Origin of the sequence: Marinobacter sp. 2_MG-2023, assembly GCF_030546935.1 — a bacterium.
GTDB lineage: Bacteria > Pseudomonadota > Gammaproteobacteria > Pseudomonadales > Oleiphilaceae > Marinobacter.
The window spans coordinates 88,224-106,325 of the sequence record NZ_JAUOPH010000001.1 but is presented as its reverse complement, the minus strand read 5'-3'; the positions used below and the strand labels follow the sequence as shown (position 1 = coordinate 106,325).

Sequence of the window (18,102 nt, the reverse complement as noted above, 5' to 3'; positions counted from 1 at the left end):
AGCCGATCATGAGACAACTGGGTAAGTCAGTTCTGCTGGCTCTTGCTTCATGGGTTGCTCTGCCGGCAGCTCAAGCCCAGGAGACAGGGATAGTTACCATCGAGGGCACCCGCATTCGGGGCGACCAGGAGGTACCTACGGTGATGTACATAGTGCCCTGGCAACCACCGGAGGTTGATGAACTCCGGGCGCCAGACGAGCAATTGATGGTTGAACAAGCTTTCTCACCTCTGGAGCGCTACGAATTTCAAAGACTTGTCCGCTACCATGAGGCGTTCAGTAGCGAACCGGTTGAAGTGAAACAGGGTAATTAGTGAGACGTATGTCACAGTGTTTCTGTGCCCGAGTGCAAACTACAACAAACCGCAACAAAGACTTCCGCAAACTTAACCCCTTTGGGGTAGAGCAGCGCTTAGACTGACTCAAAAACCGGACCATGGAGTGCCTAGAAAATGATCGATACCGCCGTTCGCTTCTTTCAGGAAGGTGGCTTTTTTATGTTTCCGATTGCCGTTGTGCTGATTATCGGACTCATTGTAGCCATTGAGCGATATGTATACTTGTCTGCCCAGAAGATCACGAATCGCAGAGACTTCAATCGCCTTCATCAGATGATTGCAAAGCGAGATTTCAAAGGTGCACTCAATTACGCCCAGGAATCTGGCACTGCCATGTCAACAATGATCGGTTTTGGCTTGCAGCGACTGGCTCGCCGACAGGGACGTGAAGACATCGAGTACGCCATGGAAGAGGGTCTGCTTGATGTTATGCCTCGCATTGAAAAGCGGACCCAGTACCTCGCAACACTAGCGAACATTGCAACACTTTTGGGTCTTCTGGGTACGATCATCGGCCTGATTGCAGCATTCACCGCTGTTGCAGCTGCAGACCCTGCGCAAAAGGCCAGCCTGCTCTCCCAGAGTATTTCAGTGGCCATGAACACCACTGCATTCGGTCTTATGTCGGCTATTCCTATGCTGTTGATTCATTCTGTCCTGCAAACCAAAACCAATGAAATTGTCGACAGCTTTGAAATGGCGGGCATTAAAGTGCTCAACCTGCTCAGCGATGGTTCTGGCACGCGTCCTGGTTCTGCATCAGCAGGGCAGGCTACATCACCCAGTGCTTCGTCTGCAGCGCCGTCCGGCGCTCTCGCAGGCGCTACCGCCCGTACTCCGGCCTGATAATCAGTTGAAGGATTTCAGGCTATGAGACGGAAGCATCGTCGATTACAGAGTGAGCCGGATCTCGATATCACGCCCTTCATGAACCTTATGATTGTGCTGGTGCCGGTGCTGCTTTTGAATATGGTGTTTGCTCACACCAGCGTTCTGGAGCTCAACTTCCCAACGGGTGAAAGCCTTACCCCGGATCAGGCTGAAGAACTGCAGATACAGGTGGTTATCCATTCGGACCGACTGGTGGTCGCTGATAACCAGGGTGGGGTCATCAAGGCCATTGCCCAGAACGATGGCGAGTATGACTTCGTTGCGCTCAAAGACGTTATGAAAGAGATAAAAAGCCGAGTTCCTGATAAGAAAGATATTATTATCATGCCCTCGCAGGAAACGTCATATCAGGCGCTGGTTTCCGTAATGGATACGGTTCGCTCCTATGATGCGGTAGTCGCCGGTAACCTGGTTGAGGCGGAACTGTTCCCTGAAATCTCACTGGGCGATGCGCCGACAGTAGAGGCTGGAGAGGCGCTGAAAGAAGGGGGGCAGTCATGAAAGAATCTGCAAAAGCCCGCCGCCTGAAGCGCCACCACAGACGAAACAAGAATCAGAGCAAGATGAACCTGGTGTCACTGATGGACATCTTTACGATTCTTGTGTTCTTCCTGATGGTAAATTCTTCATCTGACGTGCAGGTGCTCAACCAGAACAGCTCCATCAAGTTACCAGACTCGTCAGCGGTGCAGCCGCCCGGCGATGTGCTCGCGCTGACCGTAACCGACCAGGATATTCTGGTAAACGGGCGCGTGGTCATCAAACGCGATGTATTGCAAGCACTGGATGGTCAGGTTGAGCCAGGTTTGAAACAGGAACTGGACTATCAAGCCAGCCGTTCAGGCCAGCCAGAGCCCGAGGCAGGGCGGGCGATTACCATTCTGGCAGACCGTGAACTTCCCTACGATTTGCTCAAGAAAATTATGTCTACCTGTGTGGACGCTGGATACGCAAGTATATCTCTGGCGGTGAACCAGCGTGCAAAAGAGGGGGCCGGAGCATGACGGATTACCGGTACGGATTACCCTGGAGTCACGAGCGGGGCGAGCGCAGGCGCTTGCTATCCGTGGCGCTGGTTGTCGCGCCGCTGTTCGTGATCTTTGCAGGTTACATCACTTGGATCGATTTGCCGGAGAGGGACCGGCAGGAGCGCGAGGCTTTGCCTCCGCAGCTGGCCAAGCTGGTTATTGAAAAAAAAGAACCGCCTAAACCGGTTGTGCCCGAGCCAGAACCAGAGCCTGAGAAAAAACCCGAAGAGAAACCGGTTGAACAGCCCAAGCCTGAACCGGAACCAGAGCCGAAGCCCGCACCAAAGCCGAAACCTGAGCCACCGAAACCCGAGGTGAAGGAAAAGCCCAAACCCGAAGCCGTCGCCCAGGCTCGTGAAAAAGCCAAGAGCACGGGAATTCTTGCGATGGGCAATGAACTGTCCAAGCTTAGCGAGTTGGCCAGTTCGGTGAAGCTTGACGCGCCGGTTACGCGCACAGCTAAATCCATTACCCGGAAATCAACAGCGGACACGCTGGCAGCCCGCGCCACCACAAATGAGCGCAGTGCTGGTGTGAGTGACGCAACACTTGAGCGTGAGAGCCGTCAGGTCGTTCTGGAAGAGCGCGAAAGAACGGAAGTTGCAGAAACTGAGCGTGTTGCCGAGGTCAAAGAGGCCGTCCGCCGCGAGAAGCAGGAAACCGCTTCCCGAACACGCAGCAAAGAAGAGTTGCGACGTACAATGGATGCCAATAAATCGGCTATCTACAGCATTTACAACCGGGAGCTTCGTCGCAAGCCATCGCTTCAGGGCAGTATTACGCCTGAGCTGGTAATCGAATCCAGTGGTGCCGTGTCGCAGTGTTCTGTGGTTGAGTCAACGTTGGGTGAGCCTGGCCTGGAGAACAAGATCTGTAATCGTCTGCGGCTTGTAGACTTTGGTGCCCGGCCAGGGGTCGACCAGACGACGATTCGTTACCCGATTGAACTGCTGTCTGGCTGATAATTACTGTCCGGCGAACGGCCTGAGATTAAGCCGTTGGTGCCGGACAGCATTTGTTTTCGTCTGAAGCTTATTTGGCGGCTTCTGCCGCCGTTACCCGAACATAGCTCCCCGGGGCGTCCTCCAGCACGGCAAGCTTGCCGTCCCCGGGTATTCTGGCGGCAACCTGTTCACCTGCGTGTTGCTGAATCCACTCCAGCCAGTGTGGCCACCAGGATCCAGCGTGCTCATCCGCATTTTCGAGCCACTCATCGGCATCCGGCGTCATGGAGTCATTTGTCCAGTAGCCGTATTTTTCTTTGTACGGAGGGTTTATGACGCCTGCAATATGCCCGGAGCCAGACAGTACGAAATGCACATCCCCTCCATGAACCAGTGCACCCTTGTAGGTGGACTTCCACTTGGCAATATGATCCTGACGCGCTGAAAGAAAGAACGACGGGACTTCTATCTCCGCGAGGTTAATGCTTTCGCCAGCAAAGCTGAGAGAGTCGGGCTCTACCAGGCGGTTATTGAGATACATCTCCCGCAGGTAAAAACTGTGCATTTTTGCGGGCAGATTGGTGCCATCGGTATTCCAGTACAACAGGTCAAACGCTGCAGGTTTCTTTCCCTTGAGATAGCTGTTTGTCCAGAACGACCAGAACAGCTCGTTTTCCCGTAACAGGTTGAAGGTAAAGGCCATGGCACGGCCGTCGAGGTAGCCCTTTTTGTCCAGCATCCGTTCTATGCCACGGATTGAGTGCTCGTTGATAAACACGCCAATGCCACCCGGATCGGAGAAGTCCAGCAGGCTGGTCAGGTAAGTAGCACTGACAACAGGGTCTTTCCCTTTCTTCTTCAACCAGGCCAGGGTGGAGCCCAAAAGAGTGCCCCCGATGCAGTATCCCAGGAGGTTCATCCTTTCTTCGCCGGTAGCGGCTGTGACAGCATCCATGGCTGCCCGCGGGCCTTCCAGCATGTAGTCGTCCCAGCCTTTGTCTCTAAACTCAGGCCCGGGATTGCGCCAGGATATGATGAAGACTGTCTGCCCCTGATCCACAAGCCATTGAACAAAGGATTTCTTGGTGGTCAGGTCAAGAATGTAATACTTGTTGATCCAGGGCGGCACGATAAGTAAGGGTCGCTTGCTGACGGTTTCCGTGGTCGGCGTATACTGGATGAGCTGTATCAAATCGTTCTGGAAGACTACTTTGCCAGGCGTGGTTGCCAGATTTTCGCCAACCTCGAATGCAGATCGATCGGTCATGCCGACGTTGAAAAGTTTCGGGTTCTGGCGGAAATCATCGATGAACTGTCGCCCGCCATCAACCAGATTCATACCCTTGCGCTCCCAGGTTATTTTCAGAGCTTCTGGGTTTGATGCCAGGAAGTTGGAGGGTGCCAGCGCGCTCGTGAGTTGGCGAGCGTAGAAAAGCATCTGTTCCTTGCCTGCAGGCGGAACGCCTTGCATGTTCTCTACCCAATCCAGAAAAGCGCGGGAGTTAATCAGGTAGGCCTGGTGCAATACATCGAACGGCAGGTGTTTGTGCCATTCTTCCGCGTTAAAACGCCGGTCATCGATATCTGGTGGTGCAACCGGGTCTTTCTCAACCCCGGTCAGCCGGGAGAAAGTGTAAGAGCCTAGATCCGCGTGTTTACGGGCCAGGTCCAGCTCTGCTCCTACAAAGCGCCACGGGTTCAGCAGAAGGTCTTTTGCCATGGTGCGATAGGCATCTGACATTTCTGACATGGTAGAGATTTTCGCGTGATCCATAACGCCGGTATCTCCAACCAACTTTTCGAGGTATTGCTGCCCGTCGCGCACCTTTGTTTCAAATGTACTGACTAACCGATTAGCGGTTTTTCCCAGCTTGTTCAGACCCAGCATTTGCAGCTCCTTTGTTCTGATTGCGGGTAAAGTACTATTCTCTCCTGAGTACATTGCCATAATTGTGACGAACATCAATCTCGCGAAGGGCTTAGGCGCTAATGTTGTCTATATGGAGTCCGCGACAGGTCTGAAACACCAGGAGATGTGAAATGAGTAATCGCAAAGCAGAGCTTGAAACCCTGAGAGCCGATCTTACTGCTCGGCTGGAACGCTATGAAGCCCATCAGCAGCGCAAAGAAGGCGCTTTGGACAAGGATTCCGAGGAACGTGCTCAGCAGACACAGAACGATGAAGTCGTTGATTCGCTTGAAGAAGAGACCCGGGCCGAACTGAGTCAGATAAAAACAGCACTCGAACGAATTGAGCATGGCGTGGGTGACGAGTGTGAAGTCTGTGGTGAAACTATTGATCCTCGACGGCTTCAGGTACTGCCTTACACCACCGTTTGCGTTGCATGTGCAGAAGGTTAGACTGATTTTCAGAATTAAAAATCAATAAAAATAAAAAAGGAGTCAAACACTGTGAGCCAGTATGACACGCTGATTATCGGAGGGCGTTATTTCGATGGTACGGGTGCCGCCTCGCGTATTGCTCATGTTGCGGTTCTTGATGGCAGGGTGGCTCGGGTATTTGAAGAGGAGCCGGACCCTGCCCTGGCGAGCAGGGTTATTGATGCAAGTGGCTGTTGGGTAACGCCGGGATTCCTGGATACCCACACACACTATGATGCCGAATTACTGGTTTCTCCTGCGCTTTCGGAGTCGGTGCGGCATGGTGTAACAACGGTGCTGATAGGCAGCTGCTCTCTCAGTATGGTGTGTTCGGCGGCGGAAGATGCCTCAGACATTTTTACCCGGGTCGAAACAGTGCCGCGGGAAAAAGTGTTGCCGATTCTGCAGGCGCACAAGAGCTGGAGCACGCCAAAGCAATGGGTCGATTTTATCCGGAATCACCCTCTGGGGCCCAATGTAATCAGTTTTCTCGGTCACAGCGACCTTCGAACAGCAGTGATGGGGTTGCACCGGGCAACAGATAGGGAAGTAAAACCGAGCCCACAGGAACAGCAGCGGATGGAAGACCTGCTGGAAGAGGCGTTGCAGGAAGGTTTTCTGGGCTTATCGACCATGTGCCTGAAATGGGACAAGGTAGATGGTGACAGGGAATGGTCCAAGAGCTTGCCCAGCACCTATGCCCGCTGGAACGAAGTCAGCCGGCTTAATCGTCTGCTGCGCCGGTATGACCGTGTGCATCAGGGTGCGCCTAATGCCGCTAACCCCTTACAGGTGACACAGTATCTTCGGGAAACCCTGGGCTGGTTGCGCAAACCGCTGAAAACAACCCTCATTGCGATGATTGATCTTAAGGGCAACCCAACGGTCAGACCCATGGCCAGCCTGGTGAGCCGGATCGCAAACAGCTTTGGTGGAAATTTTCGTTGGCAGCTTTTACCTACCCCTTTCAAGGTCTATGCCGATGGCATGGACATAGTGTTGTTTGAGGAGTTCGGTGCTGGCGAGATGGCGCTGGATCTTCGAGACCAACTTGAACGAAATGAACTGCTCAAAGACGAAGCGTATCGCCGAAAATTCCGTAAGTTCTATCGGGAAAAACTCTCGCCGCGAGTCTGGCAGCGGGATTTTGGTGATGCCGTTATTCTCGATTGCCCGGACCATAGTGTGGTTGGCCAGAATTTCGCTGAGTTGGCGTTGGAGCGCGGTATCCACGTGGTGGATTTCTTCCTCGATATGGTTGTGACCCACGGGCGTGCACTGCGCTGGTATACCGTAGTAGGGAATCATCGTAAGGATCGGCTAAGTAAAATGGTTGCCCAGCCTGATGCTCTGATCACGTTTTCGGATGCAGGGGCACACATCCGTAATATGGCGTTTTACAACCTGCCTTTAAGGTTTCTCAAGCTGGTTCTCGAAAGCGTGGAAGAGGGCGAGCCCGTGATGTCTCTTGAACGGGCGGTGCATCGCCTGACAGGCGAGCAGGCGGACTGGTTCGGAATAGAAGCAGGTCGTATCCGGGAGGGTGACCGCGCAGATATTACCGTGCTGGATCCAAAAGGTCTCGACCAGAACCTGGAGGACGTCGAATGGGCAGAAATGGAAAATTTTGACCTCGACCGAATGGTCAATCGGGTGCCTGGCTGTGTAAAGCACGTATTGATCAACGGTCGGCTTGCGGTGACGGAGGGGGATCTTGGCTCTGAGCTTGGCAAGAGTTCCGGTTTTGGCCGGTTTCTGCCTGCCGGATATCGCTCTGGCGATTGAGTTCAGGCATTATTCGGCTCCGAATGTTCCGAAGAGGAGTGGAGTGTTTGCATGACTGAACAACAGATGAAGGAAGAGGCGGGAGGTTACCCCAGAAGTCGGTTTATCGGCCTGGTTCTCGGCGCCGGATTTCTTCTGATGACGGTAATTCTACCGCCACCAGAATCCATGTCGGTGGAGGCCTGGTCGGCAATGGGTCTGATGCTACTGATGGCAACCTGGTGGTCAACCGAAGCTATCCCGATTCCCGCAACCGCTCTGCTGCCTATTGTGCTTGTGCCGGGGCTTGGCCTCGGAAGTATCTCTGAGGCAACCTCTCCCTATGCGCACCCAATTATCTTTCTGTTCCTGGGTGGTTTCACTCTGGGTCTTGCGATGCAACGTTGGAATCTCCATCGTCGTATTGCCCTGATGACGCTGAAGGCCGTTGGCAACGAGCCAAAGCGCCAGATTGCAGGTTTCATGCTGGCGACAGCGTTTCTGAGCATGTGGGTCAGCAATACCGCGACTGCGATCATGATGCTGCCTATTGGTTTGTCGGTTATTGGCATGATGGGTAATGGCGAGCCGGAGAACGTACAGCGTTATGCTACGGCACTGCTATTGTCCATCGCATACTCCGCCAGTATTGGGGGTATTGCTACGCTGATAGGGACGCCTCCCAATGCGCTACTGGCAGCTTATCTCAACGAGACTCAGGGAATTTCAGTCGGATTTGCCCAGTGGATGCTTCTCGGCGTACCAGTTGCAATCGTGATGCTGGGTATCGTCTGGTGGTGGCTGACCCGCACGGATTTTGGTCTGACGGCGCAGCAAGGTGCCGGCTCGGCTATTAATGATGAGCTCACGGCAATGGGCCAAATGAGCCGCGGTGAGAAACTGGTTGCGGTCGTGTTTTTACTGACAGCCAGTGCCTGGATTTTCCGGCCCTTACTGTCGGCCAGCGTCGCGCCCTGGTTGACGGATACGGGGATCGCGGTATCGGCGGCCATTGCCATGTTCATCATTCCGGTCAATGTGCGCCAGCAGAGTTTTGTACTTGATTGGGAAACGGCCAAAGGCATTCCCTGGGATGTTCTTTTGCTTTTCGGTGGAGGTTTGGCCATGGCGGGTGTTATCAGTAGCTCCGGTTTGGCAGACTGGATTGCCTCGAGCATGGGTGCTGCAAGCGCATTACCTGTGATCGTCATGGTCATGCTGGTTGTTACGGTGATTATTTTCCTCACGGAGGTGACCAGCAACACGGCTACAGCCGCAGCTTTTCTACCATTACTCGGGGCGCTTGCACTGTCGCAGGACGGCTCGCCGTTGCTCCTGACGGTCTCTGCTGCCATTGCTGCCAGTTGTGCCTTTATGATGCCGGTTGCGACACCGCCCAATGCGATTGTGTTCTCCAGTGGGCACATGAAGATCCGCGATATGATCCGGGCAGGGTTTGCGCTGAACATTGCCGGCATCGTGGTGGTGACTCTGCTGTGCTACCTGCTTATGGACATGATTTTTACTATCTGACAGTCGGGCAGGCGCGAGATGCCTTGCGCCTGCTCTCCCGAACTTTTACCACCTGCGTCACCCCAAGCCCCTTTTCACCTGCCTTCCATAGATACGAAGGGCAGCGCGCTGCTGCACCGCCAGATTTGAGGCACAGTTATCTTTAAGCCCCCTGCTATTTCGGTATCTTACCGTAACAATATGTAACCCGATAAAGTCGCATTTAATAAAAACAGGGATTTCGTCCGACATGCTGCTGGTGCTCGCTGGATCCGTTCTTACATTTGCCATGGTGCAGGAAGCTACTGTGGTAGAGCCCTACGAAAGGGGGGCCGTTGTTATTGAACAGCAAGTCGATTCCAGTCCTGCAAAGCTGAGTACCGATTTTCGTATTGAGCCGCTGGTGGAGCAGAAATTTCGCAATATTGTGCGTCAGGCGTATGACTACAGCTGCGGTAGCGCTGCGCTGACAACCGTTCTGAATTTCTATCTCGGCCGCACGCTCTCGGAGCGTCAAGTGATGGAAGGTCTGCTGCATTATGGGGAAAGTGAGCGCATCGTTTCGCGCCGGGCTTTTTCCATGCTTGATATGAAGCGCCTTGTCACCGCACTGGGTTATCCATCGGGTGGTTTCCGCGCGACAATCGACGACCTGATTGACCTGGACCACCCCGCAATCGTCCCTATCCAGCATGCAGGCTTTAAACACTTTGTTGTGCTCAGAACCATACGGGACGGCCGTGTATACCTTGCAGATCCTGCGGTTGGAAACCTGTCTTTCACGCTCGCCCAGTTCGAAGAAACGTGGGATGACAATGTGCTTTTTATTGTTTTCCCGAGCAGTGATAAACCCCTGGATAACCTCGAACTAAAAGAAGAAGACCTGCGTTTTATAGATGATCAGACGATGACGCTGCTGGCACTGGAGCGCATACCGGACTTCCACGAGGCCACGGCCCGGCGCGTTCAGAATTTGCTTGAGCGCCAGAAGAACAACCTCGACGGCAGTGTCGAAAATACCCGAAAACAATTGCACTACCGTCGCAATTAACGATTTCCAGGCGGCTTGCCTGGTTCAGGATCATAACCAATAAAAATTAAGGGAGTCAGGATGAATCGTTGGTTTGTGCGAGGTCTTATCCTTGTTTCCGCGACAGGTTTGCTTCCGGGCATGTCCCTGGCGCAGGACGGAAATGTAGATCAGGCGAGGGACGCACTCGCGAAACAGGAGGGAGATAAAGACTCGTCGCGCCAGCTTGAGGAAGTTTTTCAGGCGGCCGAAAAGAACTATTCGCTTCAGAAAAAGGGCACTCACTCCCTCAACTATTCGTTTGATTACTCCTATACGGCAGATCAGAGACTGGATCTTGCCATCACCGACGGCTCCGTACGCAACCTTGATGTGGTGCCCTCGGCAACCCATAACTTTACCAATTCATTCTCGTACGATTATGGCTTTCTGGATAACCTCACAGTTGGCGCCAGGATTCCCCTGGTCGTTAAGTACGATACTGAAGACGAACTGAATTTGTACGATTTTGGTGACATCTCCTTTACCGGACGTTGGCAGCCGTTTGCCTATGTGCCGGGCAAGATGTCGACGACCCTGTTCGGGACGTTTACCACCAAGACCGGTGTAAGTCCCTACGAAATAGATATCACCGAACAGCTTTCAAGCGGCAGTGGGTATTACTCTCTTGGCGGTGGGTTGAGCCTGTCAAAGGTGCTTGATCCGGTCGTTGTATTCGGCTCCTTGAGCGCAACCTACAACCTGCCAGCGGAGGACCTGCAGCAGGTTCGCGGTGCGCGCCTGCTGCAAGAGGTTGAGCCAGGTTTTGGTATTTCGGGCTCTGCCGGATTCGCCTATTCACTTTCCTACGACATATCCCTGAGTATTTCAGCGCAGCTGAGCTATAGCGATGAAACTATCCTGACCTTCTCCAATGGCGAACAGGCCATGGCGCAGGACCAGATGACAGGTTTCCTGAGCATGTCACTGGGAACCCGGGTCAGTGATACCACTATCGTGAACACCAGTCTTGGTATCGGCCTGACTGAGGACGCTCCGGACTTCTCCCTGGGTGTGTCCCTGCCCATTAATTTCTCCGGCCTCAAAGAGTGATTGGCGCCGCTGACGATTTAACGGGAAGGGAAAGATTTTATGGGACATAACAGCTACCAGCGGCAGATTCTTGCGGCAATGGTCGCAACGACACTTTCATGTGGAGCACAGGCTCAGCTCGCACAAAACCTGACCATTCACCCGAAGGCATTGGCTTTAGGCAATGCGGTTACGGCAGACCCACCCGGAATCATGGCGATTCACTACAACCCGGCGGGCCTGACAAAGCTTGAAGGTCGTCAGTTCGAAGTGAATCTTATGAGCATCTATCTGGATATTGATGCCGATTTCACGGCTCCGGATGGGTATGAGATATTTGGTATTGATGGTCTGGAAATCGATCCGGATACAGGCGAGCAGAGGGATCCTGTTGCCAACTCCCACAGCCATACCAACAACGTTGCGCTTTATGTTCCCGGGTTCGGGATTCTTCGCACCCCTCCGGGCCCGGCGATAGCACCTTCGGGTGGATTCACGATCAATCCTCCGGGTTCAAAGCTGACCTTCGGTACCGCTTTTTATATGCCGCTCGCTGCAGGTTTCTACCGCGATACAGATGATCCCGGCCGCTACCAGCCCCAGGCAACGGCCTTGCAACGTACTACGTACCTGTCGCCAACGGTTGGCTACAAGATCAATGACGAGTGGTCAGTGGGCGCCGGAATCCATTTGTCCCATATGGGTATTGCCGCGGATCAATATATGCGGGCGCCTAATATGTTGCTGGGCGTGGCAGAAATTCTTCAGGATGCGTTCAACTGTGAAAGCGGCGACGAGCCACTGCAGCCATGGTTGGCGCTTTGCGGCGGTAACGTTGGCCCCTGGGACGACATCGGCGCCTTGAGTATCAACGTTCAGGAAACACTTTCGCCCACCTATACGCTTGGCGTGATGTGGGATCCGGTAGACTGGTTTTCCTGGGGGGCAAGCTATACCTCCGAAGCCGAAATGAATATGAAGGGCACTTTCGAAATCGAGTATACCGATGACTGGTCCGGGTTCTGGCAGAGTGTTAACGGATCGGTTCTGGGTGCGATTACGTCGGCCATTCTCAGTCTGCCTTCCGGCGCCCCTCGGGAAGCCGGTAATGTCAGTATGGATCTGGTCTATCCCCAGCATTTCCAGACCGGTATCAGCGTGGATGTACACCCCAAACTAACTCTTAACGCCGATATTGGGTGGACAGATTACGCGCAGTGGGATGCGTTTCTGTTTCGCTTTGACCGGAACCTGGAATTCCTTAATGCTGCACGCATTCTGTCTCCGGACAACGCCACGCCTAACACCCTCAAGCTGCCCCTCGGGTTCAAAAGCCAGTGGAACTGGGCTTTTGGTATGGAGTTTCATGCTTCATCCCGGCTTGACCTGAGAGCAGGTGTTGAGATCCGTGATTCGGTGATACCGGATGATCAGCGCTCGGTGATGGCACCGTTTGGCGGCGCCAACCTCTATAGTGTTGGTATGGGGTACCAGTGGGATAAAAATACTGAAATTGATATGAACCTCAGCTATTTACACTCTGTTGAGAGTATTCCGGCAGATACCAGTTGCAACCTCAACTGCGATAACATTACTAATATTATCTATAACCCCTACGCCGGGCTGGATGTTAAAACTTCATTGCGAGTTGTCATGGCCGGTTTAAGTTTCAGAAAGAAATTCTGAGGACACTCTGTGTTGCTTTCAAAAAGGGCGTCTGAGTGAACGCATACAAGGTACGGAGAGCTGTTATCTGCGCCGCTTTCGGGGCTTTACTGGCAGGTTGTCAGGTTGGTGGCTCTACGGTGTCAGACCGAGAAGGCTATTTTACCTGGGTAGATGAACAAGGTCGCGTACGTTACTCGCCCAAGGGCGAACCTGAGCGGAGCCCAGACAGTACCGAATTTACGTCTGCGAATTACCCCGATGCGGAAGAACTGAGGCGCAAAGGATATGTGCGTGAAGAAGATGGCCAGCCCTATTTCACCTGGCGTGATTCCGAGGGTAACGTCAGAACCACATACTATCGACCGGAAACCCCGAAAGACGGCGAAAAGGAGGGTGATGAGCCTCCCGCCGGGAATACTCCCGCAACGGTCTACCGCGCCGGCGACATGCATTTGGCGCTTGAGACCGTAGATGGTCGCGACCCCGATGCCTTTGCCATTCTGGGAATCGAAGAGAGTAGTGAAGGTTACCTTGAGCATTTTTCCGACACTTGCTGCCAGGCAATGGATGCGCAAGATCACGAATCATGGCAGGAAGGGCGTGAATTCGGTATCCGCCTGACCGACGACTCTCCTGTTCATCAGTTTCTTACCGGAGCAAGCCCCTATCAACTGATTGCTCTGCCACGCGGAGATAAATTCGAAGCCCGGATTTTGCGCTTGCGTTCGTACGCTTCCAAAGGCGTTTTTGTGCCTTCGGTAGTTTTTCTGGACAGCGAACTCAACCCTGTTCGTTTGGTGACGGATCTGGTGTCGGATTTTGAGCCCGAAAACTGGCATCGCCTTGGCTATCTTGAAGCCCGGATTCCCGTTCTGGTATCCAAAGAGGAACGCTGGATGGTGCTCTTTACCCGCCGCCAGGATCTGGAAGGGCAAACAGTTATCGAAACGCGTCATGGCCCCCGCAAAATACCACATATAAACACCGGCGAGTTCGGGCTGATCATGGTGGAGACTGAGTAGTCGATTCAGTCTTCCGGTTGGCTGAGATCCAGCCACTGCTGTGAAAGCCAGTAGAAGCTCCCGTCTTCGGCAGGATGGGTACAGTTATAACGAAACCGCCGGCTGTTGAAGGGTTCCGGAGCCTTGATACTCACTCCCTTATCTGTGGCATCAAATTCTATGCGCCCCATACCTGAGGCAAAACACGTCAGCCTTTCGGGTTGAATTGCGTCTGAAGGTGGCAATGTCAGCGTTGGCGGGTTGGAGGTTACAATGCCATCGGGCAGCTTGTTGGTATCTATAGGAAATGCCTTGCTGTTCAACTTCTCTTCGAGTCCGTCAAGTTTTCCGTAAGCGTTAGCCATGGGAAATCTCGGTAGGCGGGTCTTGCCCGATAGCGGGCCGATAGCTCCCGATTGTTGCCCGAACCCGAACCAGCCACGCTCCGCAACCTCCGCCTCCAGTGCTTGATCAAATTCGCCATAAGGGTACGCGAACAGAGGCGCGCTTGTTCCAAGCTGTTTCTCAAGAGTTGCCTGCGCATAATCCAGGCTATGGGTTATCCGTTTTTTCCAGTCTTCTTTCGCTTCATCGGGTTTTCTCGCCAGGTGTCCATGCCCGGCGGTATGATTTGCAATGGTAACGCCGCCGCGCTCAGCAAGCTCCCGTAACTGGTCCCAGGTCATATAGCCGTGGCTACCGACAGCTTGGGTATCAACGAAAATGGTGTAGGGCAGGGAGCTTTCACCAAGGATATCTGCGCCTTCGCTGAAAACCGACTCGTAGGCATCATCGAAGGTAATAGCGATGCGTTGGCCAGCTGGCGGATTTCCGGAGAACACCGTTTCCGTTGCAGAGGGCAGATCGACAACCTCAATACCGAGATCCCTGATCAGTTCAATCTGAGCCTGGAACAGGGATACAGAGGTACTGGTGGATGGCGGTGTGGCATCACTGATGTGATGATACTGGAGAACGACGAGGTCCGCTTTTGTGCAAAAACTCCCCAACATGAGTGACCACAGGGCTACAGGTTTCCAGAGTTTTTGTCGTCTCATGTCTGCTCCATCATCTGACTGAAATGTGTTTTCAGAACGGAAAACGCCTCATTGAGTGTCTGGATTGCCTCCGTTTCTCCACCCCGGTCCGGGTGTGCTTGCATCACGGCGCGTCGAAATGCCTGCTTTGTTGTCGAGAAACTGTCTGGAACTGCTTCGAACCCGAGAGTATTTGCAGCGGCCAGGACTTCCGGGCCTGAGGGGGCTGCGCCTTGGTAGCCAGCCCAGAACCTCTCCATCATCTGCTCAATCGCATTTTTCGGAAGTTCGTACTGAGAAAGATCCAGATAGAAACTCCGCAGGTTATCAACAGCGTCGGGCAGACCGTCGCCGCTGACTGTTTTCTGACAGTCGATACTGATTCGCATGGGTGAGATGGTCAGGCTTTCGCCGGCCTTAGCCAGAGTATCCCTCAGGCGATACAGCACATGAAAGAGTAGAAAGTGTACTGGATAGAGCTCGCTGGGGTTATTGAATTCGAGGTCTCCAACCAGGCACCAGGGCGCACGTTGCAGCCGCTTGATCAGATTGAGTTCGTCTGTGCCATTGGGAGACACGCGGAGTTCATGCTCAACGGCAATCAGCAGGTGCTGGATTTGCTGTTCAAGCATTTCGCCAGACTCGATTAACGGGGTCTGACCGGAGCGCTCAGGGGACGCCGGAGTGTTCTTCACGCTCCCGGCTCGACCGTAATACTGAAAGTAAACATGGCTCTAATGTTAGGGCAGTGGCCGCTCACAGGGAAGAGCTGCTAGCCGCTCCAGTCCGCCGATAAACAGAGTTGTTGAAAAACAGGTCGCCATTGCAACCTCTTCGTCGCCCCGTTCCGGATTCTCGTGAACCCGCCCTGCAAGCACCAGGCTGGCTTCATAGGCGACTCCAAAGAATGCAGTACAGAGGTAATCCTGGTCTACGTCGGGCAGAACTTTTCTTTCCACAGCATCCCGTACATCATCTTCGAGGGAAATCATGATCAGTCGGAGGATACCGGAGCCAAACAGCTCGTTCAGTGCACGGTCATTGCGGTGAGCCAGTTCATAAACCAGGGGGTCCCGTGCGGTTGCGCTATAGAGGGCCAAATATGAGCGGTGAATAAATTCTTCTGCGGTATTAGCTGTGCGGCGGGATTGAATCAGGTGCTCATTCAGACCACCCAGAAAGTCAGCCAGTAACGCGGCAAAGATATCCCGCTTGCTTCGGAAGTAATTATAAAAGGTGCCAGAGGCCAGATCTGTCTTTCTGATAAGATCGCGGATAGTGGTATTTTCGTACCCGAGCTCTTTAAAACAGACGCGTGCAGCAGACAGAATGGCCTGGCGGTTGCGCAAGCTGTTCTGTTCCCTTTTACCCATAACTTCTTTTTTTGAACTCAACATATCCATTGCTGTGTCCTGTCCATGAAATGCTGTGATGCGTATAATCTGGTGACCATTTTCCCGATGAACACGGTCAATATGCTCGACGCTACAACAGAAAGCTCAAATCAAACCCCTGACGCTGAATACGAACGTTCCCGGAAAGTAGAGCAGAATAAGCTGCAGAAACGACTGCGCCGGGAAGCTGGTCAGGCGATCGCTGACTTCTCGATGATTGAAGCAGGCGATAAGGTAATGTGTTGCCTGTCTGGTGGCAAGGACTCTTATGCCATGCTGGACATCCTGCTCAACCTGAAGAAAAGTGCGCCGGTTTCATTTGAGCTGATTGCAGTCAACCTCGATCAAAAACAACCGGGTTTTCCGGAAGAGATTCTACCGGGTTATCTTGCTGAGCTGGGTATCGAATACCACATCATCGAACGGGATACCTACAGTATAGTCAAGGACAAGGTGCCTGAGGGTAAAACTACCTGTGGACTATGTTCGCGGTTGCGCCGCGGTATTCTATACAATTTCGCGGAAGAGCAGGGCGTGACCAAGATTGCGCTGGGGCACCACCGCGACGATCTTCTGGAAACTCTGTTTCTCAATATGTTCTACGGCGGCAAGCTTAAAACCATGCCGCCGGTGCTGCATAGTGATGATGGCCGGAATACGGTCATTCGTCCGCTGGCTTATAGTCGTGAGAAAGATATTGCCCGTTACGCTGAGCTGAGGCAGTTTCCTATTATTCCCTGCAATCTCTGTGGTTCTCAGGCAAACCTGCAACGTCAGGTTATCAAGGATATGTTGCAGCAGTGGGATAAACAGCACCCTGGACGGCTTGAAAGCATGTTCGGAGCCTTGCGCAATGTAGAGCCATCACACCTTGCCGATACCAGCCTGTACGACTTCGGTGGCGGCAAACGCCCAGGCTCGTCAGGTGCTACCGTGCAGGCGGCCATGCCGACGCAGGAGCCAGAGCAGAACTTTGGTCGCCTGGATGTTTTGAACATCTGAGAAGAGGGCTGTGAACTCGGTTGCAAGTTGAGCCAGGAGATCTGGTTTAATGGGCGATTACAGACATTACCGGCAGCGTCCATAGCCCGAAAAGAATCAACATGGCTCCGGTGAATTTACGGAACATCTGATTGCTTTTCAGACCACTGATCCAGCTTGCTGCATAGCCGGTCGCCAGCATGGAGGGCAGGGTTCCCAGCCCGAAAAATACCATGGTGAGCGCAGCCGAGCCCACCGTCGGTTGTAGAGCCGCCCAGCCAAGGGTGCTGTATACGAGCCCACAGGGTAACCATCCCCAAAGAGCTCCAAGGGCAAGTGCCTGGCCAGCGTTATTGACTGGAAGGAGGCGGCGGGTAATCGGCGACAACCGCTTCCAGAGTGGAGCTCCGATACGCTCTACATAACGGATACCTTGCCACCATTGCCCCATGGATAGCCCCATGAATATCAGCAGCAAGCCCGCAATTGTGCGCAAGGCGAGGCCCAGTTCGGTCCATTGATTCGCGGCGGATGTACTTAATAGTGCCACCAATGTTGCAATCAATGCATAGCTTGCGATTCGACCGGAATTGAAGGCCATTAGCAGCAGGGACTGACGCAGGCGAAAACCCTTTCCGACCGGCAAAGCCATGGAAAGAGACGCACTAATGCCCCCGCACATGCCCAGGCAATGGGTGCTGCCTAACAGGCCGATAATGAATGCACTGGGATAGCTAAGATACAGTTCCGGGTTCATGTGCGGCCAGGTTTTTCCCCGGTACTATTTTCCTGTTCCCCGGTTTCTTTTGCACTGGCGTCCTCATCAGGCTGCGCCTCCGCCCGTTCACGCTTATCTGTGCGTGCTTCGTCCGGGATCATGTCTTTGTCGTCGTCATACAAAATGCGGTGCGCCGGCCCCTCAAGGTCATCGTACTGGCCATTTTTGACTGCCCAGGAAAACAATAGCATGCCCATCACCACCAGGATCAGCATCACCGGGACCAGGAACATTACGATTTCCACGGAATAAACCTCATAGTTAGGGACAGGAGTTTACGGTA

At 53.4% G+C, this 18,102-nt stretch carries 19 protein-coding genes; 13 read left to right on the top strand and 6 right to left on the bottom strand.

All coding sequences use genetic code 11. From position 1 onward, the window contains the following. The first annotated feature begins 8 nt into the window (after window positions 1-8). The 5 genes from Q4501_RS00545 to Q4501_RS00525 all read left to right on the top strand — a co-directional run bounded on the left by Q4501_RS00545 (window position 9) and on the right by Q4501_RS00525 (window position 3,219). Window positions 9-314, top strand: coding sequence for a hypothetical protein (locus Q4501_RS00545; RefSeq protein WP_303593272.1), 306 nt, complete (start codon window positions 9-11; stop codon window positions 312-314). Between the two features lie 138 nt (window positions 315-452). Then, window positions 453-1,184 (top strand): MotA/TolQ/ExbB proton channel family protein, encoded by a 732-nt coding sequence (locus tag Q4501_RS00540; RefSeq protein WP_303593270.1) that lies wholly within the window; start codon window positions 453-455, stop codon window positions 1,182-1,184. Window positions 1,185-1,208: 24 nt separating this feature from the next. Further along, a complete protein-coding gene (locus Q4501_RS00535; protein ID WP_303593268.1) occupies window positions 1,209-1,730 on the top strand; it encodes a biopolymer transporter ExbD in 522 nt (173 codons plus the stop codon). Further along, window positions 1,727-2,233 (top strand): biopolymer transporter ExbD, encoded by a 507-nt coding sequence (locus tag Q4501_RS00530; RefSeq protein ID WP_303593266.1) that lies wholly within the window; start codon window positions 1,727-1,729, stop codon window positions 2,231-2,233. The genes Q4501_RS00535 and Q4501_RS00530 overlap by 4 nt, the downstream gene beginning before the upstream one ends. Continuing rightward, complete coding sequence (locus tag Q4501_RS00525) at window positions 2,230-3,219, top strand: AgmX/PglI C-terminal domain-containing protein (protein WP_303593264.1); 990 nt, start codon at window positions 2,230-2,232, stop codon at window positions 3,217-3,219. Before Q4501_RS00530 ends, Q4501_RS00525 begins: the two co-directional genes overlap by 4 nt. A gap of 70 nt (window positions 3,220-3,289) precedes the next feature. On the opposite strand, the gene Q4501_RS00520 is transcribed toward Q4501_RS00525, so the two are convergent. Then, window positions 3,290-5,089 (bottom strand): alpha/beta hydrolase, encoded by a 1,800-nt coding sequence (locus Q4501_RS00520; protein WP_303593262.1) that lies wholly within the window; start codon window positions 5,087-5,089, stop codon window positions 3,290-3,292. 152 nt (window positions 5,090-5,241) lie between these two features. On the opposite strand from Q4501_RS00520, the gene Q4501_RS00515 reads away from it, so the two are divergent. The 7 genes from Q4501_RS00515 to Q4501_RS00485 all read left to right on the top strand — a co-directional run bounded on the left by Q4501_RS00515 (window position 5,242) and on the right by Q4501_RS00485 (window position 13,650). Beyond that, window positions 5,242-5,562, top strand: coding sequence for a TraR/DksA family transcriptional regulator (locus Q4501_RS00515; RefSeq protein WP_303593260.1), 321 nt, complete (start codon window positions 5,242-5,244; stop codon window positions 5,560-5,562). A 51-nt stretch (window positions 5,563-5,613) separates the two neighbouring features. Beyond that, entirely contained in the window at window positions 5,614-7,368 is a 1,755-nt protein-coding gene (locus tag Q4501_RS00510; protein ID WP_303593258.1) for an amidohydrolase family protein, read from the top strand. 51 nt (window positions 7,369-7,419) lie between these two features. After that, window positions 7,420-8,880, top strand: coding sequence for a DASS family sodium-coupled anion symporter (locus Q4501_RS00505; protein ID WP_303593256.1), 1,461 nt, complete (start codon window positions 7,420-7,422; stop codon window positions 8,878-8,880). Window positions 8,881-9,109: 229 nt separating this feature from the next. Continuing rightward, window positions 9,110-9,910 (top strand): C39 family peptidase, encoded by an 801-nt coding sequence (locus Q4501_RS00500; RefSeq protein ID WP_303593254.1) that lies wholly within the window; start codon window positions 9,110-9,112, stop codon window positions 9,908-9,910. 60 nt (window positions 9,911-9,970) lie between these two features. Continuing rightward, the gene (locus Q4501_RS00495) at window positions 9,971-10,981 is read left to right on the top strand and encodes a transporter (RefSeq protein WP_303593252.1); all 1,011 of its coding nucleotides are present in this window, start codon (window positions 9,971-9,973) and stop codon (window positions 10,979-10,981) included. Between the two features lie 39 nt (window positions 10,982-11,020). Next, entirely contained in the window at window positions 11,021-12,646 is a 1,626-nt protein-coding gene (locus tag Q4501_RS00490) for an OmpP1/FadL family transporter (RefSeq protein ID WP_303593251.1), read from the top strand. Window positions 12,647-12,681: 35 nt separating this feature from the next. After that, entirely contained in the window at window positions 12,682-13,650 is a 969-nt protein-coding gene (locus tag Q4501_RS00485) for a MalM family protein (RefSeq protein ID WP_303593249.1), read from the top strand. A 5-nt stretch (window positions 13,651-13,655) separates the two neighbouring features. Here Q4501_RS00485 and Q4501_RS00480 read toward each other — a convergent pair whose 3' ends face one another. The 3 genes from Q4501_RS00480 to Q4501_RS00470 are packed head-to-tail and all read right to left on the bottom strand — an operon-like array spanning window position 13,656 to window position 16,069. Continuing rightward, on the bottom strand, window positions 13,656-14,687 hold the full coding sequence (locus Q4501_RS00480) for a polysaccharide deacetylase family protein (protein ID WP_368496883.1): 1,032 nt from the start codon (window positions 14,685-14,687) through the stop codon (window positions 13,656-13,658). Beyond that, window positions 14,684-15,361 (bottom strand): DNA-J related domain-containing protein, encoded by a 678-nt coding sequence (locus Q4501_RS00475; RefSeq protein ID WP_303593247.1) that lies wholly within the window; start codon window positions 15,359-15,361, stop codon window positions 14,684-14,686. Before Q4501_RS00475 ends, Q4501_RS00480 begins: the two co-directional genes overlap by 4 nt. 45 nt (window positions 15,362-15,406) lie before the next feature. Beyond that, on the bottom strand, window positions 15,407-16,069 hold the full coding sequence (locus Q4501_RS00470) for a TetR/AcrR family transcriptional regulator (protein WP_303593245.1): 663 nt from the start codon (window positions 16,067-16,069) through the stop codon (window positions 15,407-15,409). 72 nt (window positions 16,070-16,141) lie between these two features. On the opposite strand from Q4501_RS00470, the gene ttcA reads away from it, so the two are divergent. After that, window positions 16,142-17,062 (top strand): tRNA 2-thiocytidine(32) synthetase TtcA, encoded by a 921-nt coding sequence (gene ttcA, locus Q4501_RS00465; RefSeq protein WP_303594309.1) that lies wholly within the window; start codon window positions 16,142-16,144, stop codon window positions 17,060-17,062. Window positions 17,063-17,108: 46 nt separating this feature from the next. On the opposite strand, the gene Q4501_RS00460 is transcribed toward ttcA, so the two are convergent. Together Q4501_RS00460 and ccoS are read right to left on the bottom strand one after the other, a co-directional pair. Further along, a complete protein-coding gene (locus Q4501_RS00460) occupies window positions 17,109-17,798 on the bottom strand; it encodes a sulfite exporter TauE/SafE family protein (protein ID WP_303593242.1) in 690 nt (229 codons plus the stop codon). Next, window positions 17,795-18,052 carry a cbb3-type cytochrome oxidase assembly protein CcoS gene (gene ccoS / locus Q4501_RS00455; protein WP_368496880.1) on the bottom strand — a complete coding sequence of 86 codons (258 nt, stop codon included), beginning with the start codon at window positions 18,050-18,052 and terminating at the stop codon, window positions 17,795-17,797. The genes Q4501_RS00460 and ccoS overlap by 4 nt, the downstream gene beginning before the upstream one ends. Window positions 18,053-18,102: the final 50 nt, after the last annotated feature.

Coding starts and splice junctions, on each gene's coding strand:
- Q4501_RS00480 (WP_368496883.1), bottom strand. CDS start 14,687: ATGAGACGACAAAAACTCTGGAAACCTGTAGCCCTGTGGTCACTCATG.
- Q4501_RS00460 (WP_303593242.1), bottom strand. CDS start 17,798: ATGAACCCGGAACTGTATCTTAGCTATCCCAGTGCATTCATTATCGGC.
- Q4501_RS00490 (WP_303593251.1), top strand. CDS start 11,021: ATGGGACATAACAGCTACCAGCGGCAGATTCTTGCGGCAATGGTCGCA.
- Q4501_RS00520 (WP_303593262.1), bottom strand. CDS start 5,089: ATGCTGGGTCTGAACAAGCTGGGAAAAACCGCTAATCGGTTAGTCAGT.
- Q4501_RS00505 (WP_303593256.1), top strand. CDS start 7,420: ATGACTGAACAACAGATGAAGGAAGAGGCGGGAGGTTACCCCAGAAGT.
- Q4501_RS00470 (WP_303593245.1), bottom strand. CDS start 16,069: ATGGATATGTTGAGTTCAAAAAAAGAAGTTATGGGTAAAAGGGAACAG.
- Q4501_RS00525 (WP_303593264.1), top strand. CDS start 2,230: ATGACGGATTACCGGTACGGATTACCCTGGAGTCACGAGCGGGGCGAG.
- ttcA (WP_303594309.1), top strand. CDS start 16,142: ATGCTCGACGCTACAACAGAAAGCTCAAATCAAACCCCTGACGCTGAA.
- Q4501_RS00515 (WP_303593260.1), top strand. CDS start 5,242: ATGAGTAATCGCAAAGCAGAGCTTGAAACCCTGAGAGCCGATCTTACT.
- Q4501_RS00535 (WP_303593268.1), top strand. CDS start 1,209: ATGAGACGGAAGCATCGTCGATTACAGAGTGAGCCGGATCTCGATATC.
- Q4501_RS00495 (WP_303593252.1), top strand. CDS start 9,971: ATGAATCGTTGGTTTGTGCGAGGTCTTATCCTTGTTTCCGCGACAGGT.
- Q4501_RS00540 (WP_303593270.1), top strand. CDS start 453: ATGATCGATACCGCCGTTCGCTTCTTTCAGGAAGGTGGCTTTTTTATG.
- Q4501_RS00545 (WP_303593272.1), top strand. CDS start 9: ATGAGACAACTGGGTAAGTCAGTTCTGCTGGCTCTTGCTTCATGGGTT.
- Q4501_RS00500 (WP_303593254.1), top strand. CDS start 9,110: ATGCTGCTGGTGCTCGCTGGATCCGTTCTTACATTTGCCATGGTGCAG.
- Q4501_RS00530 (WP_303593266.1), top strand. CDS start 1,727: ATGAAAGAATCTGCAAAAGCCCGCCGCCTGAAGCGCCACCACAGACGA.
- ccoS (WP_368496880.1), bottom strand. CDS start 18,052: ATGTTCCTGGTCCCGGTGATGCTGATCCTGGTGGTGATGGGCATGCTA.